Raw genomic sequence first — 17,758 nt, forward strand, 5'->3', positions numbered from 1 at the left:
GTCTGGCGACTTCCTCCAGCCAAACGGACCGAGCAGCGGATAGCGTAGATGCATGCGGTTCGCTCATCTGCGTCGTGCCGACTCTCCCTCTGCGCATCTCGCAGTGGTGGAGGGTGCCGATGCCATCCTCGTCTCCGACCTCCTTCCCGACCCCCCTGCGACGCTTCAGCAGCTGATCGAAGGCGGCGAGCAGATGCTCATCGCTCTTCGCTCCGCCCTGGACGGCGATGCTCCGCGGCACCCGCTCGACGGGTGGAGCTTCGCATCAGCGGTGATCGCTCCCCCTGCTGTCCTGGCCGTCGGCCTCAACTACGCCGCGCACTCGAGCGAGCTCGGTCTGAAGACCGACGCCGCTCCCACCGTGTTCACCCTGTGGCCCAACTCGTTGACCGGGCATGAGCAGACGACGTCGTGGCCGCGCTCGCTGAGCGAGGCCGTGGACTACGAAGCCGAGCTCGGTGTGCTGATCGGCACGCCGGCGAAGGACGTCGCCGAGGCCGACGCGCTGTCGCACGTCTGGGGCTACACCGTCGTCAACGACATCACCGCGCGGAATGTGCAGTTCTCCGAGGCACAGTGGTCGCGGTGCAAGTCCTTCGACGGCTTCACCCCGACGGGCCCGTTCGCCGTCACCGCCGATGAGATCACGGACCCGCAGGATCTGCACATCTGGGCTGTCGTCGATGGACAGACGGTGCAGGATGCCAGCACGGATCAGATGGTCCGGTCGGTCGCGAAGCTCATCGCGCATCTCTCGCAGTCCCTCACTCTGCTGCCCGGCACCCTGATCTCGACCGGCAGCCCCGGCGGTGCCGGCTATTCTCGTGACCCGCAGATCTTCCTCCGCGATCGCTCGACGGTGACCGTGGGCATCGATGGGATCGGCGAGCTCACCACCCACTGTCGAGTGCTGGACTGAGCACCCGCTGACTCGCTCGGCACGAGCAAGGGCCCCGGCGATTTCTCGCCGGGGCCCTTGCTTCGTGCGCGGAGTCAGATCTCGATGAGGTCTTCCGAGCCGACGACCGGGATCGCGGCTGTGATGGCCTCGAGCCCCGACAGTCGTGCGGGCGACAGCTGCTTGACTACTTCTTCGCGAGACATCAGACCGGCTTCGACGACCAGGTCGGCGACATTCCTGTTCGTCAGGAGCGCCGTCTTGGCCAGAGCGGCGGCGGCGGCATACCCGATGAACGGCGTGAGCGCGGTGATGACGCCGACCGAGGCTCCGACCATGGCACCGAGGCGGTCGCGGTTCACGGTGATCCCGTCGACGCAGTTGACGCGCAGCGTCCACATGGCCTGACGCATCCAGGTGATGGACTGGAAGATCGAGTGAGCGATCACGGGCTCGAAGGCATTGAGCTGCAGCTGGCCCGCCTCGGCCGCCATCGTCACCGTCATGTCGGCACCGGCGACCGCGAAGGCCACCTGGTTCACGACCTCGGGGATCACCGGGTTCACCTTGCCCGGCATGATGCTGGAACCGGCCTGCATCGCCGGCAGGTTGATCTCGCCGAAGCCCGCCTGCGGACCGGACGACAGCAGTCGCAGGTCATTGCAGATCTTGGAGAGCTTCATGGCATTGCGCTTCAGGGTCGACGAGAAGGACATGAACGACCCGGTGTCGCTGGTCGCCTCGACGAGGTCACCGGCCGTCACCAGATCGAGCCCGGTGATCTCGCGCAGATGCTTCAGCACGGCGGGTGCGTAGTCGACGTGCGTGGTGATGCCGGTTCCGATCGCGGTCGCACCCATGTTGATCTCGAACATCAACGAGGCGTTCTCGGTGAGACGCGTGTGGTCGTAGCCGAGCGTCGATGCGAACCCGTGGAACTCCTGCCCCAGAGTCATGGGCACCGCGTCCTGCAGCTGCGTACGTCCGACCTTGAGCACATCGTGGAACTCGTGCGACTTCTGCAGGAACGAGATGCGCAGCAGATCGAGCTCTTCGAGCAGCGAGCGGAGCGTCAGCGACAGACCGATCTTGACAGCGGTCGGGTAGACGTCGTTGGTGGACTGGCTGCGGTTCGTGTGATCGATCGGCGAGAGGAACGCGTAGTCGCCCTTCTCTCGTCCGGCGAGCTCGAGCGCGATGTTGGTGATGACCTCGTTGGCGTTCATGTTCGTCGAGGTGCCGGCGCCACCCTGGATCACACCGACCGTGAACTGATCGTGGAACTCTCCATCGATGACGCGCTGGGCGGCCCGATCGATCAGATCGGCGCGCTCGGGGTCGAGGACGCCGATCTCGCGGTTCGCCCTGGCGCTGGCCTGCTTGACCATCGCGAGCCCGACGACCAGGTCGGGATAGACCGAGATCGGACGCTTGGTGATCGGGAAGTTCGCGTCGGCGCGGGCAGTATGGATCCCCCAGTACGCGTCGGCGGGAATCTCCATGCTCCCGAGCGAGTCGGTCTCGGTGCGGGTGGGGGCAGGCGCGGCAGAAGCCATGTCACATCCTTGTGGGTAGTGGCGAGTGTGTGGTGCGGGGGATGCATCCAGTCTACGCCTGCGTGCATGCACCGCCGGGGATACGACGGCGGGTCAGCGTTTGCGAGAGAAGGCCTCGAGACGCTCTTCGGGGCTGAGGTGCGCCATGCTCTCCAGCCACGCCTCCGAGAAGTGGTCGCCGGTGGGCGCATCCGTCACAGGCACCACGGTGTGGGTGATCGTCTCGGGTCGGACGTGCACGATCTGGAACGCCTGAGCGGCGTCCATGCCGTTCACGTCGGCGGCCGGGCGCGCGACGTTCATCGTGTAACAGGTCGCGGACGACACGCTCACCGGGACCCCGGCGAAGGTCCCGTGCGATGAATAATGCAGGTGGCCGGCGAGGATGCCGCGCACATCCGTGCCTCGGATGACCTCGGCCAGCTCGTCCTGGTGTCGTAGCTCGAGGATGTCGAACAGCGGCAGGTGGCTCGGGATCGGCGGGTGATGCATCGCCAGCAGCGTGCCGTGCGGCGCCGGTTCCCGCAGGATCTCCGCCAACCACGAGAGCTGACCGGGATCCAGGTCGCCGTGATGCCAACCGGGCACACTCGTGTCGAGCGCGATCAGCCTCAGGCCGTCGAGGTCCCAGACTCCCGTGACGGGCTCCTCCGTCGCCGGCAGGTCGAACAGCCCCTCGCGCAGCGCCGGCCGCTCGTCATGGTTGCCTGCCACCCAGGCGACGACCGTCCCGAGTTCCTGCGCCACGGGCTCGACTGCGCGGCGGAGACGGCGATACGCGTCGGGCTCACCCAGATCGGCCAGATCGCCGGTGATGACGATCGCCGACGGGTTCGGGTGCACGGCTCGGATCGCCTCGAGAGTGCGGCCGAAGTTCGACTCGACGTCGTAGCGTCCGCCGAGCCGCGCGCCGTCCGCCAGGAAATGCGGGTCGCTCACATGGATGATGACGTGGGTGGCGGGATCATGCCGCCCGAAGACGAACCGGCTGTCTGAACGCGCTGACATGCTCCCAGCCTAGGCCGCAGTGCAACCGCGGACCATGACGCCCCCATGGCAGCTGTAGTAGTCGCGATAGGGTGCTCTGATGGCGAAGAACGAGGCGCGGCGACGGATCATCGCGGATGCAGGACTGACCGTTCTGGCATCCGAGGGTTCCCGCGGTCTGACCCACCGCGCGGTGGACACCACCGCCGGTGTGCCTGTGGGCACCACCTCGAACTACTTCCGCAGCAGGGAAGCGCTCATCGAGGGGCTCGTCGATCGGATCGGCGAGCGTCTGGCCCCCAGCGACGAGGACCTCGCCCGCCGGTCATCGCAGCAGCCGAGCAGGGAGCTCTTCGCCGATTACATCCGGGACATCGTGCGTCGCCTCACCGACGACCGTGATGTCACACTCGCTCTGTTCGAGCTGCGGCTCGAGAGCAGCCGCCGGCCCGAGATCGGCGCGCTTCTGAGCGCATGGCAGCGAGCCGGTTTCGACGCGGACATCGCTTTCAACGCCGGCGCGGGCCTTCCCGGCGGCCGCAGGGAGATCGCTCTCTTCCATTACGCGATCGACGGGCTGCTGCTCGATCGACTGACGACCCCGATCGACCCCGACACCACGACCGACGAGATCGTCGACGACCTCGTCGCCGGACTTCTGCGCTGACGCCCCGCTGGGCGCGACGCGGACGTCAGTGCCCGACGACGATGATCAGAATGCCCACCACGACGGCAGCCGCGCAGAGCGCGAAGCATCCGTACGCGCCGTACAGCGCGACCCGTCGCTGTCCCTCGGTGAGAGGGCTCTTCTTCGCCGCCTTGGCCGCCTGCTTGGCAGCACGTTTGAGCTCCTTCTCGGAGATCACGGTGATCGCGTCGGTGAACTCCGCCGGGCTGACGACCGGAGCGCGTCCGCTGCGGACGAGCAGGCGAAGACCGAGCGCATAGAACGTCACGACGGCGCAGGCTCCGATCAGAGCCGCAAGGAACACCTGGACGAACGCGGCCCAGTCGATGTCGACGGTCACTTCGACTCCTCGCTGTTCGTCTTCTCGAGACTGTCCTCACCCGGGCTGTCGGTCCTCGTCGAGGCGCCCGTCTTCGGGGCCTTCTTCGCGGCCTTGGCCGCCGCCTTCGCCGTGGCGTCCGCCTTGGCCTGAGCCTTGACCTTCTCCCGCGCCTCCGCGCGGGCCTTCGCCTCGGCCTTGGCCTCGAGGACCCGCTGCTGCCGACGCGTGGGCGGTGGCATATCGGGGTGCTCGATCGCCAGCCCCGACTCGGCCACATCGCTCATGGCGTTCGCGGAGGTCACGGCATCCTTGCGGGAGCGAAGGAACAGGCCGATGATGACCGCCAGCGCCAGGACCGCGTCGATCGCGATGCCCCACAGGCCCAGCCACGTGATGAGCAGCGCAGCGAGGGCACCGACCGCGCCTGCCGCCGGAAGCGTGAGGAGCCAGCCGATGGCGATGCGGCCGGCGGTCCGCCAGCGAACCGTGGATCCGCGGCGACCGAGGCCCGAGCCGATGACCGACCCCGAGGCCACCTGAGTGGTCGAGAGCGCGAAACCGAATGCGCTCGAGGCGAGGATCGTCGCGGCCGTCGAGCTCTCAGCCGAGAAGCCCTGGGCAGGCTTGACCTCGGTCAGCCCCTTGCCCAGCGTGCGGATGATGCGCCACCCGCCGAGATACGTGCCGAGGGCGATCGTGACTGCACACGCGATGATGACCCAGAGATACGGATCGGCCTGTTCGCTGCTCTGCCACCCGACCGTGATCAGCGCGAGGGTGATCACGCCCATCGTCTTCTGGGCGTCGTTCGTGCCGTGCGCGAGTGCGACCAGTGAGGAGGTGAAGATCTGTCCCCAGCGGAAGCCGTCGCGTCCGTCCGGCTTGCCGTCGTAGCGCCGCGTGATCGAGTACGCGAGCTTGGTCGCCGCGAAGGCGATGATGCCCGCGGTGAGCGGAGCGATGAGCGCCGGCAGGATGATCTTCGAGAGCACCATGCCGAAGTCGATTCCGCTGACCCCGACGCCGACCAGGGTGGCTCCGATGAGGCCGCCGAAGAGCGCGTGCGACGAGCTGGACGGCAGGCCCAGCAGCCAGGTCAGCATGTTCCAGGTGATCGCGCCGATGAGACCGGCGAAGATCATCGGCAGGAAGACATCGCCTTGGATGGAGTCCTCGCGGATGATCCCATGCGACACGGTCTTGGAGACCTCTGTCGAGAGGAATGCGCCGACGAGGTTCAGGACGGCTGCCAGAAGAACAGCGGTCTTGGGCTTGAGCGCGCCCGTCGCGATGGGCGTCGCCATCGCGTTCGCGGTGTCGTGAAACCCGTTGGTGAAGTCGAAGAAGAGTGCCAGCAGGATAACCAGCACGACGATGAGGGCTGCGGTTTCCACCGTTCGCTTTCGGTCGTTGAGGAAGAAAGGAGAGGTGTCGACGGGATCGACGTGACGAACGAAGAGTTCACCGTGGGTTTTACTTCCGTTAACCGGCCCCGGTAGATCCTCCCACCCTCCCGGGTGCCGGTCAACTTGACCTGAGCTAGCGTGGGAACGTGACTGATGCCCCGATCGCGGACCGCCGCTCGACCCTTCGCACGCACCACGGTGACACCTTCGATGATCCATACGAATGGCTCCGAGAGAAGGACTCCGATGAGGTGATCGCACATCTCGAGGCAGAGAACGCGCACACCGAGGCCGAGCTCTCCCATCTGGCCGGCCTCCGCGAGGCTCTGTTCCAGGAGATCAAGGGCCGCGTGCAGGAGACCGATCTGTCGGTGCCCACGCGACGCGGAGCATGGTGGTACTACAGCCGCACCGAGGAGGGCGCGCAGTACGCCATCCACTGCCGGACCGCCGCGGCCGAGGACGATTGGACTCCCCCGGTGCTGGAGCCGGGAGTGGCGGTGCCGGGCGAGATCGTGCTGCTCGACGGCAATGTCGAGGCCGAGGGACACGAGTTCTTCTCACTCGGCGCGTTCGACACCTCGGACGACGCGACGAAGCTGCTCTGGGCCACGGACTTCGAGGGCGACGAGCTCTACACGGTGCACGTGCGCGATCTCGTCAGCGGCGAGACCCTCTCCGACGAGATCCCCGACACCGGCGGCGCGTTCTTCACGCCGGACGGCACCGGGATCCTCTACACGACGCGCGACGACGCATGGCGGCCGGACACCCTCTGGCTGCATCGCCTGGGCACACCGGTCTCGGAGGACGTGAAGCTCTTCCATGAGCCGGACGAGAAGTACTGGCTCGGCGCCGGCATCACCCGCAGCCGCAAGTATCTGGTGATCGCGGTCGGATCGAGCATCACCAGCGAGGAGTACCTCGTGGATCTCGCCGGGGATCTGACCGCAGCGCCGAGGATCGTCTGGCCGCGCCGCGAGGGCGTCGAGTACTCGCTCGAGCACGCTGTGGTCGACGGTGAAGATCGCCTGTACATCCTGCACAACGACGACGCCCTGGACTTCGAGCTCGTCTCCGTGTCAGCCTCGGCACCCCAGGGCGAGCGCCGCGTCGTGCTCGCACACGAGCCGGGGCGCCGCCTGCTCGGGATGGACGCGTTCCGCGACTTCGCGACAGTGGAGTATCGCCGCGAGGGTCTGGAGCGAGTCGGCATCCTCGACTATGCGACGGACTCGGTCGAGGACATCGCCTTCGACGAGCCGCTCTACTCGGCAGGGGTCAGCGGAAATCCGGAATGGCACTCGCCGTTCCTCCGGCTCGGCTATACGTCCTTCGTGACGCCGGGAACCGTGTACGAGCTGGACCTGGCCACTCGCGAACTGCATCTGCGGAAGCAGGTCGCCGTGCTCGGCGGCTACGACCCGCGCGAGTACGGCCAGAAGCGCGACTGGGCCACGGCGTCGGACGGCACCCGCGTTCCGATCTCTCTCGTGTGGAAGAGATCCTTCGGCGAGCCGGGCTCCGCACCGCGCCCCGTGCACCTCTACGGTTACGGCTCGTACGAGCATTCCATCGACCCCGGCTTCTCGGTCGCGCGGCTCTCGGAACTCGATCGCGGCATCGTCTTCGCAGTCGCGCACGTCCGCGGCGGGGGCGAGATGGGGCGTCAGTGGTACGAGGACGGGAAGCTGCTCAACAAGCGGAACACCTTCACCGATTTCGTCTCGTGCGCCGAGCACCTCGTCGAGCAGGGGGTCACCTCGCCCGACCGCATGGTCGCCGAGGGAGGGAGTGCGGGCGGACTCCTCATGGGCGCCGTGACCAACCTGGCTCCCGAGCTCTTCGCCGGCGTGCTCGCAGCCGTGCCCTTCGTCGACGCGCTCACCACGATCCTCGACCCCTCCCTCCCCCTGACGGTGATCGAGTGGGACGAGTGGGGCGACCCGCTGCACGGAGCCGACGTCTACGAGTACATGAAGTCGTACTCGCCCTATGAGAACGTCCGAGACGGGGTGCCGTACCCGCGCATCCTGGCGGTGACATCACTCAACGACACACGCGTCCTCTACGTCGAGCCCGCGAAGTGGGTCGCCGCGCTGCGCGTCGCCGGCGCGACCGACGCCCTGCTCAAGTGCGAGATGGTCGCCGGTCACGGCGGTGTCAGCGGTCGTTACAACTCGTGGAAGGAGCGCGCCTTCGAACTCGCGTGGATCCTCGACACGGTCGGTCTCGCGTCGCGCTGACCCTTCGCCGAGCGCAGAGAACGGGCCGATCCTCAGGGATCGGCCCGTTCTGTGCGGCGTTCGTCGTCGGTGGCTCAGCCGAAGAGCGCTGCCGCTTCGTCGTACCGGCTGCGAGGAACAGTGTTCAGTTCTCCCAGGGCCTCGGCGAAGGGCACGCGCACGATGTCGGTGCCCTGCATGGCCACCATCTGGCCCCATGCCTTGTCGACGATCGCGTCGGCCGCGTGGAGCCCGAGGCGAGTCGCGAGCACGCGGTCGAACGCCGACGGCGAGCCACCGCGCTGGATGTGCCCGAGGATCGTCGCGCGGGTCTCGATGCCCGTGATGCGCTCGATCTCGGGGGCCAGCTGATCGCCGATGCCTCCCAGACGAGGACGATTGAAGGCGTCGAGGCCCTTGTCGCTGTAAGCCTCGTCCATACCGAGCAGCTTGAACCCCTCGGAGACGACCACGAGCGGCGCTCGACCACGATCGTGCGCGCTCGAGACGAGCTCGGTGATGTCGTCGATCGACATGGGCACCTCGGGGATGCAGATCGCGTGGGCCCCGGCTGCCATACCCGCGTGCAGGGCGATCCAGCCGACGTGGCGCCCCATGACCTCGGCGACCATGCAGCGCTGGTGCGAGTCGCCGGTGGTGCGCAGACGATCCATCGCGTCCGTGGCGATGTTGACCGCGGTGTCGAACCCGAACGAGTAGTCCGTGGCGCGCAGGTCGTTGTCGATCGTCTTCGGCACGCCGATGACGTTGATGCCGTCCTTGGCGAGGCGGTCAGCGGCTGCGAGGGTGCCCTCGCCGCCGATGGCGATGATGCCGTCGATCTTGTGACCGTACAGCGTCTTGGCGATGTTCTCGGCGCCTCCGCGCTCCCCCTCGTAGGGGTTCGTGCGACTGGTGCCCAGAATCGTGCCGCCGACCTTCGAGAGGCCCTTCACCTCGTGCCTCGTGAGGGGGAAGAAGTCCCCGTCGACCACACCCCGCCAGCCGTCGCGGATGCCGACGAACTCGAAGTCATAGGTGGTGGTGCCCTTGAGCACGATGCCGCGGATGACCGCGTTGAGTCCGGGGCAGTCGCCGCCGCTCGTCAGGATGCCGATCTTCATGCTTGCCTCAGACGGGTTCAGGGGAAGGGGAACAGGCGACGGTGCCTGCGATCGACACTAGCGGTCCGGGCCGACCGGGCGCCATTCGAGGCGGTGAAAACCGGCGATCTTGCCGCCGTGTCGCGACGATTTGCCAGAAATGCACGATGAGAGGGCCGTACATGAGAAATCGGCGTCAAGATTCGTGGTTCTTAACGCCGATTTCACTGCCATCGAAGAGACTCAGGCGGTGCCGAGCGCCTCCCGCAGCAGATGCATCAGAGCGCCAAGCTGCACGGGCTCGGCCGCCGCCTCATCCAGGGCTTCACCGTCGAGCGCACGGGCCGCGAGGCCCTGCTTCTGATCGATGAGCTCTGCGATCTTGGCGTCGATCGTGTGCGCGGCGATGATCCGCCACGCGGTCACCGGCTCGTCCTGGCCGATGCGATGCACACGGTCGATCGCCTGCGTCTGCTCGGCCGCCGTCCACGACAACTCGGCGAGGACCACGTTGGAAGCCGCCTGCAGGTTCAGACCGACGCCGGCCGCAGTCAGCGAGCAGACCGCGATGCCCACCTCGGGGTCGCTGTTGAAGTCGTCGATCGACTGCTGCCGAGCGGTCGACGTCTGATCGCCTCGGATCGAGACCGCGCGGATGCCGGCGGCGGCGAAGTGCGTCTCCGCCTGATCCATCACGTCGATGTGCTTCGCGAAGAACACGACCTTGCCCACCGAACGCTGCAGCTGAGCAGCGTAGTCAGCCGCCAGCTGCGCCTTCGCCTGGCCGATGCGACGCACCATCGTGAAGACGTTGTCTCCCCCGGTGCCGGCCGACTTCGACTCCTCGAGCTCGTTCTGAGCGACCAGGCGCACGATGTCATCGTCGATCTCACCCGGTGCGAGCCCCCGATCCCCTCGCGCCTCGATGATCCGTCGGTAGCGAGCGGCGAGCCGCTCGCCCAGCTCCCGCTCGGCCTGACGGATGCCGCGGCCGAACTCGTCGTCCAGCTGCACCGGGAGGTCCGCGATGAGCTTGTCGGGGAGGTCGGCGGCGACATCCTTCTTCTTGCGTCGCACGATGCCCATCGAGATCACCGCGTCGCGGGCCTCGGGGTAGAACGCCTTGTCTGCCGGGGTGAACCCGGTCGCGTCGAGCTTCTCCATCAGTTCCGGGCCCGGCTTCTCGCCCGTCGTCCATCCGAGGAATCGCCAGATCGCGTCGAAGTCCTCGACGTCGTTGATCAGCGGCGTTCCCGTGAGAGCCAGCATCAGCGGCTTGCCGCCCGGTGTGCGCTCGCGCACTCGATTCGCGAGCGAGAGCACGTTCTGCGAGCGCTGGGAGCTGAGGTTCTTGATGAAGTGGGCCTCATCGACGACCATGCCCCGGAGCCCGATCGACGCGAGCCACGACATGTGACGGTCGAGGATCTCGTAGTTCACGATGAACACGTCGGCGAACGCGTCGATGTCGTCGCCGTCGCCCTGGATCACCGTCGCCCTGCGCTGCGGAGTCCAGCGCTCGACCTCTCTCGCCCAGTTCATCTTGACGACGTTGGGCACGACCACGAGCAGGGGGTAGGCCCCCGCCACGGACGCGGCGAGCACCGACTGGGCCGTCTTGCCGAGGCCGGGCTCATCCGCCAGCAGGAAGCTCCTGTGCCCCTCGCGCACCGCTTCGAGGAAGCGGGACTGGTGCACCATGACCTCGAGCCCCTTGGGCGAGAGGTGGTCGAACTCGGGCGCGGGAGGCAGATCCATGCTGGCTGCCCCTCCCCCGGCTCCTGTCTCGAAGGCCTTGTACAGCGGGCCCATGAGCTCCCACCCGTCGAGGCGCCGACGAGGCGTCGTGGTGGCGCGCGGAGTGAGATCGGGCGCGAGGAAGGGGTTCGCCAGCTGACGCGCCTCGACAGAGGGGGGCGTCACCTGGCGCTCGGCGATCGCCGCGGGCACCACCGGCGTCTGAACGGGTGCGATGTCGGCGATGATGAGCTCCTCAGGAGCAAGTTCCGCTCCCGACTCGAGCAGCCAGTCGCGGCGCATGCGCTTCGCGACAGGCGAGGTCGCCTGATCGGCCTCGAGAAGCTGGATCAGCGAGGTGTCGCGCGCCGCCGTCTTCGCGAGGATCGTGGCCACGCCGTCGAGGCGCTTGAGCAACTCTGCGCGGGCGGCATCGGCGATGTCGGCATCCGCTTTGACCCGTGCGCGCTCTTCGCGGACCAGGAATGCGATGACCTGGAACTTGACCCGATTGGTGGGGCCGAGCTTCCCTCGCTGCGACTTCGCCTCGATCTCACGCACCTTGCGGGCGAGGATCGGGATGAGGGGTGCCTCATCGTCGCGACGGGACGTCTTCTTGCGCCGTGTTGCGGCGGTTGCCGTGGTCGGCATGCTCCTCCTGAGCGTGAAGGCCGGGCATCGTGAGGGATGCAACGGCCGTTCTCGATGTCCGCGTGTGGCGTGAGCCAGGACCGTACGAACAGTATTTCCGGTGGTCGTCGACGTGCGAAGGACGCGCGAGGATCAGGGACCGCCGAAGCCCATTCTATGTCATCCCGCCTGGGCGACGCAGATCAGGACACGCAGAATTCAGGGCGAGTTCAGCGGGAGACTCGCGACAGGACGCTCTCGGCATCGGAGACGTCCGAAGTCATCTGGGACTTCAGCTTCTCGATCCCCTCGAACGCGACCATGCCGCGCAGACGCTCGACGAACTCGACGGTGACGTCGTGACCGTACAGGTCGAGGTCGGTCTCCCCGATCACGTGCGCCTCCACCTGTCGTTCGAGCACGTCGTCGAATGTGGGGTTGGTGCCCACCGAGATCGCCGCCCGGTGGCGCAGACCGGTCTCGTGGTCGATGAGCCAACCGGCGTACACCCCGTCGGCGGGGACGAACGAGTCGACCGACGCCGAGAGGTTCGCCGTCGGGAACCCGAGCTCGCGTCCTCGCTTGAGCCCGTGCACGACCTCCCCGCGCACGTCCACGTTGCGATCGAGCACACGTGCGGCGGCCGTGACGTCGCCGGCCATCAGCAGTTCCCGGATCCAGGTGGATGAGACGCGACGGTCGGAGCCGTCCAGGAACACATCGTCGACGACCTCGACGGTGAAGCCGTACTTCGGTCCGAGCTGACGGAGGAGCTCAGGATCACCCGCTCCTCCCCGCCCGAACCGGAAGTCCTCGCCGACGAGAACGGCGGACACGTGCAGGGCACTCGTGAGGATCCCGGCAACGAAGTCCTCGGCGCTGCGCGCTGCGAGTTCTTCGTCGAAGGTCAGAAGCAGTGTGGCGTCGAGCTCGAGTTCGCTGAGCAGCTCGATCTTCCGCTCGACGGTGACGACGTTCTCCGGGCACCGATCCGGCCTCAGCACGGCGAGCGGATTGCGGTCGAAGGTGACGGCGACGGCGCGGACGCCTGATTCCGCCGCGATCTCCTTGAGGCGCCGGATGACCGCTCGGTGTCCGGCGTGAACGCCGTCGAACTTGCCGATCGCCACGGCGGAGGGACCGAAACCGGCGGGAACCTCGCTCGGGTCGCGAAAGACGATCATGCGCTGGCCTCGACGGGGAGAGCGGCCTCCGCCTCGCGCGCAGGCCTGTGCGTGCGTAGCCACCAGATCCCGAAGACGGGGAGCACGAGGGGGATGAACAGATATCCGCGTCCGAACATCGACCAGACGGTGTCGTGCGGGAACAGCTCGGGGAAGAAGATGCTGAGCGATCCGACCACCAGGACACCGGCGAGCTCGAAGACGATCGCCACCCAGGCCACCGCGTACCACCCCCGACGGTTCGCGAGGACGAGTGCCAACGTCGCGAGGATGTACACGCCGGCCGCGAGTGCCGACAGCGCGTATGCGAGCGGTGCCTCGTCGAACTGGCGGAAGATCTGCACGAAGCTTCTCCCCGTGGCCGCGAGCGCCATCACGGCGTAGACGATCACGAGGACACGGCCGATGCCGGTCATGCGGGAGGTGGGGACGGTGGCGCTCATAGCGTCCTCCATTCTAGATCCGGGCGCGCGGTCTCGGATCCTCGCGGACTGCTCAGGCCACCTGAACCGTCCAGATGACATGCATGCGCCAGATCATGATCGCGACCGCCAGGGCCGCGACCCCGAGGATCACCGTGCTCCAGCGGCTCCTCTCCATCAGAGCCCACAGCACGGCACCGATGGGCAGCAGCACGGCGGAGACGAGATAGACCCAGTACTCGAGCAGGTCGCCCGTCGGCGGGTTCCCGACGATCGGCGCCACGATGGCGACGATCACCTGCACGATGAGGAGCAGCTCGACCAGCGCGAGCGCACCGACGGTGTAGTCGCTCGGACGTCGTCCGGCCAGGCCGAGTGAGATGCAGAACAGCCCGGCCAGCGTCGCGACCGCCACCTGGGCGATGGTCAGCCAGAGGATCATCGGGTCTCCTCCGGCATGTTCATGGCGCTCTTGAGGTCGCCGCCGCGTCTCTCGACGACGCCGACGAGCACGCCGTCCTCATCGATCGCGGCCGCCACGGAGCCGACCAGGCGGTCGGCCTGGCCCAGCAGACGCTTGCCGTGGCGCAGGTCTCGCGCTTCCTCGGTCGAAACCGGCATGGGATCGAGGACCCGCGCTGCCGCGGCGGCCGGTGTCAGCAGCGCCGTCTCGACGATGCCGTCGATCGGCACGGCATCATCGACGTCGAAATCACCGACGCGCGAGCGGCGGAGAGCGGTGAGGTGCCCGCCGACCCCGAGCGCCGACCCGAGGTCTCGGGCGAGCGAGCGGATATACGTGCCGGACGAGCACTCGACGACGACGTCGAGATCCAGGAAGCCATCGCCCGAGCGCTCGGCCACGACGTCGAATCGCGACACCGTGACGTCGCGAGGGGCGAGCACCACTTCTTCGCCGGCTCGCACACGGTCGTACGCACGGCGTCCGTCGACCTTGATCGCGGACACCGAGCTCGGCACCTGCGAGATCGCGCCGGTGAGTGCCTCGATGCCGGCCGCCACCCGGTCGGCGGTGACCGAGACCCAGGACTCCGCGGTGGCTCGGGTGAGGATCTCGCCGTCCGCGTCGTCCGTGCCTGTCGTCTGACCGAGGCGGATCGTCGCCTCGTAGGTCTTGTCGGCCCCGACGATGTAGGTGAGCAGTCGCGTCGCGCCCTCGACACCTATCACGAGCAGACCCGTCGCCATGGGGTCGAGGGTTCCGGCATGCCCGACCTTGCGCGTGCCGAGCGCACGCCGTGTGCGCGCGACCACGTCATGGCTGGTCAGTCCAGCGGGCTTGTCGACGAGGAGGATGCCGGGCGAGACCATCTCTCAAGCCTACGATGCGCTCGGCCCCTCCTCCGCCCGCCCTGGCCCACCTCGACGCCGTCCCGCTCCTCAGCGATCGATGTTCGCCTAGGCTGACGAGATGCCTCCGACTCCGCCCCCAGCCGCCGAGGTATCGGAGCCCCTTGCCGACTGGTATCGGGGCGCAGCACGCGATCTGCCGTGGCGTCGCCTGCAGTTCCACGAGGACTTCGGCGCCTGGGGCACCCTGGTCAGCGAGTTCATGCTGCAGCAGACGCCCGTGAATCGCGTGATCCCCCACCTCGAGGCGTGGCTCGCGAGGTGGCCGACGCCCGTGGCGATGGCCGCCGCCTCGCCCGCCGAGGTCGTGCAGCAGTGGGCCAACCTCGGCTATCCCCGCCGCGCCCTGTGGCTGCATCGCGCCGCCGTCGAGATCACCGAGCGGCACGACGGCATCGTGCCCAACGATGTGGACGCCCTCTTGAAGCTCTCCGGCATCGGCGACTACACGGCCCGGGCCGTGGCGGTCTTCGCCTATGGCGACCGACACCCGGTCGTGGACACGAACACTCGACGCGTGATGGCGCGCGCCATCCTCGGCCAGTCGCAGCCGGGCCCGCCCTCACGTCGTGATCTGGCGCTCATGGAGTCACTGCTCCCCGCCGATGTCGCAGATTCCGCGGTGTTCAACGCAGCCGCGATGGAGCTGGGCGCGACCGTGTGCACGGCCCGCTCCCCTCGATGCGACATCTGCCCGCTGAACGACACATGCGCGTGGCTCGCCGCAGGGCGGCCCGAGACCGGCGACACGCGGAGACGCCAAGCCGCGTTCGAAGGCTCCGACCGACAGGCCCGAGGAGCCGTGCTCAAGGTGCTGCGAACCGCCTCACCGGACCCGGTCCTGATCGACTCCGTGCTCGCGGACTGGCCGGATGCGCTGCAGCGGGACCGCGCGATCGGCTCGCTCATCGCCGACGGCCTCGCCGAGGCCGACGGCGAGCTTCTGTCACTGCCGCGCTGAGTACGGACGTCATACGAACTGGCCGATACGGTGAGCGAGCACCGTGAGCTCGACGCGCGTCCTCACCTCGAGCTTGGCGAAGACCCGACCCAGATGCACTTCCACGGTGCGAACGGACACGTGGAGCGCATCGGCGATGTCACGGTTCGAGGCTCCGCCGACGGCCAGCATCGCGACCTCGAGCTCCCGAGCGGTGAGCATCGACTCCCAGACTCGGCGGCATGAAGACAGCGGGTCGCCGCTGACGGCAGCCCCGCCGGGGGTCTCCGCCTCCTCCAGACGCACCGCCACCGCCCTCGCCCATGCCGTCGCTCCCGAGACTTCCAGCAGGTTCCGTGCCATCGACAGGTGCTCCCTGCCGAGTGCGACGTCTCCCTTGATCAGCGACCTCGCACCGATCATCGCCTCGACGCGACCGCGGGAGAAAGGCGACGTCAGAGTCCGCGCGGCGGCGACCACGACCGGTCGCACCACCCGCCATTCGTCGTCCGAGCAGCTGGTGATCTGCACGCGCAACCGCTGCGCGAGCGCGATCTCCGGTGGTTCGATCCGCTGCGGACTCCACGATCCGCCGTGCGTGACCACGATCGCCTCCTCGAGCCCGGGCACCGACAGTGTCGGCTGCGGAGCACCGCGGTCCCTCCAGAGCCGCATGCACGCCGCCGCCTCGGCCGAGTTGCCTGACAGGAACGCCTCGATGCCTCTGTCCACGAGCTGATCGATGCGCAGAGGGGCGGGCAGTGCGGCGGTGAGTGCCTTCGCGAACGGGCCCAGGTGCCCGAGAACCGCGAGATCGAGACGTCGCGCGATGACCACCCCGAGCCCGGCGAAAGGCAGAGCCACGGGCAATTCCAGAGACGCATCCAGCATCCTGTCGCGAGCGGCGCCGATGTCTCCCCGCCACATCAGCAGCAGGACCTCCGTCACCGCGCGGTATGCGGCGACGAGCGGGCTGAACTCGAAGCCCGCCACGAACGGGTCGACCTCGACTCCGACCGCCGACTCCCCCGCGGCGAGCAGGCTCAGCCCTCTGTCGACGTCGCCGTCGAGCGCGGAGCGCAGAGCCTGCAGCAGACCTCCGGTGAGCGGCCCTGCCCCGCGCACCTCGTTCATCTCGCGATCGCCGATGACGAGCCACGCCAGCGCGACGACCGGATCCCGAAGCTCGCGGTCGGCTTCCACCCGCGCGCTCGCGTGTCTGAGAGCGTCGAGCCACGAACGCATCCCGCGACGGTCGCCGCGCTCCGCGCACAGCATCGCGGCGAAGGCCGTGGCACGCGCCCACGAGTACCAGTGCTCGGCGTCATCGCGGTGCGGCTGGATCGCGCTCGTGTCGACCTCGGGGACTCCCCCGCGCAGATGCGCCTCGGCGACGAGCAGCCCGCCGAGACCCTGGAGACGAAAGAGCTCGTCACCATCGGGGAACAGACTCCCGAGCCGGCGCCCCGCGTCGACCGCGTATCCCGCCGCGATGGCAGCGACACCGGCGACCAGATTCGCCTCGTCGCGCTCGACCCCGCTCGCGTGGGCGGCCGCCTCTCTCGCGAGATGGAAGGCACGCTCGCTGAGCCCCGCCTCCGAATGCTCCCTGGCCATCCGCGTGAGCTCGCCGGCGGTCACCGGATCGCCGTGCATCGCCGCACGAGCGCGGTGCCAGTCCGCGTCCACCCGCTCGCCTCGTTCGTCGAACACCCGGTGCAGTCTCGTATGCACCGCAGCAGCCGCCGACGCCGGCGTCGTCGCCCGCAGCCAGATCGCCAGGCGAGGGTCGGTCAGGCGGACCCGACCGGCATGGACGTCGAGAAGCTCCCCGAGCCGGCCACGGGTGAGTTCCTCAGCGGACCCGCCGGCCAAGTCGACGAGCGGGTCCAGCCGGTCGTCGAGGCGCATCGACGCCGCGACGAGAATCTCGCGGTCACGATCGTCGAGATCCAACCGAGCGAACAGCGTCTCCACTGCCGGCGCCATCGGCAACGGCGAGGGAAGCGCGCTCAGGCCCTGTCGCTGAGAGGCGTCGAGACGGGCGGCCACCGCCAGGATCGTCTTCGGGTCGCCCGACAAGTCCGCCGCGAGTCGAGCAGCGACATGCGGCGCGCAACTCAGATCATGCTCGAGAAGCTCCTCGAGCACCTTCTCGACAGCTGCGGCTGCGACAGAAGCCGCTCGCTGCGCACTCCACACGTCGATGCTGAACCCCCCAGTCCCCACAGGCGACCGCCCGTTGAGCCGAGGTTAGCAACGTCACTCGCCCCCTCAGACGAGGGCGCG

At 68.0% G+C, this 17,758-nt stretch carries 15 protein-coding genes; 4 read left to right on the forward strand and 11 right to left on the reverse strand.

Going from position 1 to position 17,758, the window contains the following annotated elements:
• Positions 1-52 precede the first annotated feature (52 nt).
• The gene (locus tag AB0N61_RS07440; protein WP_363362815.1) at positions 53-919 is read left to right on the forward strand and encodes a fumarylacetoacetate hydrolase family protein; all 867 of its coding nucleotides are present in this window, start codon (positions 53-55) and stop codon (positions 917-919) included.
• Between the two features lie 74 nt (positions 920-993).
• Here the strand turns inward: AB0N61_RS07440 and AB0N61_RS07445 are convergent, their stop codons facing one another.
• Together AB0N61_RS07445 and AB0N61_RS07450 are read right to left on the reverse strand one after the other, a co-directional pair.
• Positions 994-2,454 (reverse strand): aspartate ammonia-lyase, encoded by a 1,461-nt coding sequence (locus AB0N61_RS07445; protein ID WP_167944615.1) that lies wholly within the window; start codon positions 2,452-2,454, stop codon positions 994-996.
• A gap of 93 nt (positions 2,455-2,547) precedes the next feature.
• The gene (locus AB0N61_RS07450; RefSeq protein ID WP_363362817.1) at positions 2,548-3,462 is read right to left on the reverse strand and encodes a metallophosphoesterase; all 915 of its coding nucleotides are present in this window, start codon (positions 3,460-3,462) and stop codon (positions 2,548-2,550) included.
• A 79-nt stretch (positions 3,463-3,541) separates the two neighbouring features.
• On the opposite strand from AB0N61_RS07450, the gene AB0N61_RS07455 reads away from it, so the two are divergent.
• Entirely contained in the window at positions 3,542-4,108 is a 567-nt protein-coding gene (locus AB0N61_RS07455) for a TetR/AcrR family transcriptional regulator (RefSeq protein ID WP_363362819.1), read from the forward strand.
• Positions 4,109-4,133: 25 nt separating this feature from the next.
• Here the strand turns inward: AB0N61_RS07455 and AB0N61_RS07460 are convergent, their stop codons facing one another.
• Positions 4,134-4,469: a peptidase gene (locus AB0N61_RS07460; RefSeq protein ID WP_363362821.1), complete on the reverse strand. Its 336-nt coding sequence runs from the start codon at positions 4,467-4,469 to the stop codon at positions 4,134-4,136.
• A complete protein-coding gene (locus tag AB0N61_RS07465; protein WP_363362822.1) occupies positions 4,466-5,845 on the reverse strand; it encodes an inorganic phosphate transporter in 1,380 nt (459 codons plus the stop codon). Before AB0N61_RS07465 ends, AB0N61_RS07460 begins: the two co-directional genes overlap by 4 nt.
• 158 nt (positions 5,846-6,003) lie before the next feature.
• Here AB0N61_RS07465 and AB0N61_RS07470 point away from each other — a divergent pair, with 158 nt between their 5' ends.
• A complete protein-coding gene (locus AB0N61_RS07470) occupies positions 6,004-8,103 on the forward strand; it encodes a S9 family peptidase (protein ID WP_363362824.1) in 2,100 nt (699 codons plus the stop codon).
• A gap of 74 nt (positions 8,104-8,177) precedes the next feature.
• Here the strand turns inward: AB0N61_RS07470 and AB0N61_RS07475 are convergent, their stop codons facing one another.
• The 6 genes from AB0N61_RS07475 to truB form a co-directional block, all read right to left on the reverse strand.
• A complete protein-coding gene (locus AB0N61_RS07475; RefSeq protein WP_363362826.1) occupies positions 8,178-9,206 on the reverse strand; it encodes an ATP-dependent 6-phosphofructokinase in 1,029 nt (342 codons plus the stop codon).
• A 222-nt stretch (positions 9,207-9,428) separates the two neighbouring features.
• Entirely contained in the window at positions 9,429-11,573 is a 2,145-nt protein-coding gene (locus tag AB0N61_RS07480) for a DEAD/DEAH box helicase (protein WP_363362828.1), read from the reverse strand.
• Positions 11,574-11,782: 209 nt separating this feature from the next.
• A complete protein-coding gene (locus AB0N61_RS07485) occupies positions 11,783-12,736 on the reverse strand; it encodes a bifunctional riboflavin kinase/FAD synthetase (RefSeq protein WP_363362830.1) in 954 nt (317 codons plus the stop codon).
• A complete protein-coding gene (locus AB0N61_RS07490; RefSeq protein ID WP_363362831.1) occupies positions 12,733-13,179 on the reverse strand; it encodes a hypothetical protein in 447 nt (148 codons plus the stop codon). The genes AB0N61_RS07485 and AB0N61_RS07490 overlap by 4 nt, the downstream gene beginning before the upstream one ends.
• A gap of 52 nt (positions 13,180-13,231) precedes the next feature.
• Entirely contained in the window at positions 13,232-13,600 is a 369-nt protein-coding gene (locus AB0N61_RS07495; protein WP_363362833.1) for a hypothetical protein, read from the reverse strand.
• A complete protein-coding gene (truB, locus tag AB0N61_RS07500; RefSeq protein WP_363362834.1) occupies positions 13,597-14,490 on the reverse strand; it encodes a tRNA pseudouridine(55) synthase TruB in 894 nt (297 codons plus the stop codon). Before truB ends, AB0N61_RS07495 begins: the two co-directional genes overlap by 4 nt.
• Before the next feature lie 100 nt (positions 14,491-14,590).
• Here truB and AB0N61_RS07505 point away from each other — a divergent pair, with 100 nt between their 5' ends.
• On the forward strand, positions 14,591-15,490 hold the full coding sequence (locus AB0N61_RS07505) for an A/G-specific adenine glycosylase (RefSeq protein ID WP_363362836.1): 900 nt from the start codon (positions 14,591-14,593) through the stop codon (positions 15,488-15,490).
• Positions 15,491-15,499: 9 nt separating this feature from the next.
• Here the strand turns inward: AB0N61_RS07505 and AB0N61_RS07510 are convergent, their stop codons facing one another.
• Positions 15,500-17,698, reverse strand: coding sequence for a helix-turn-helix transcriptional regulator (locus AB0N61_RS07510; protein WP_363362838.1), 2,199 nt, complete (start codon positions 17,696-17,698; stop codon positions 15,500-15,502).
• Positions 17,699-17,758 lie beyond the last annotated feature (60 nt).

It is taken from the genome of Microbacterium sp. NPDC089320 (genome assembly GCF_040684875.1).
Lineage (GTDB): Bacteria > Actinomycetota > Actinomycetes > Actinomycetales > Microbacteriaceae > Microbacterium.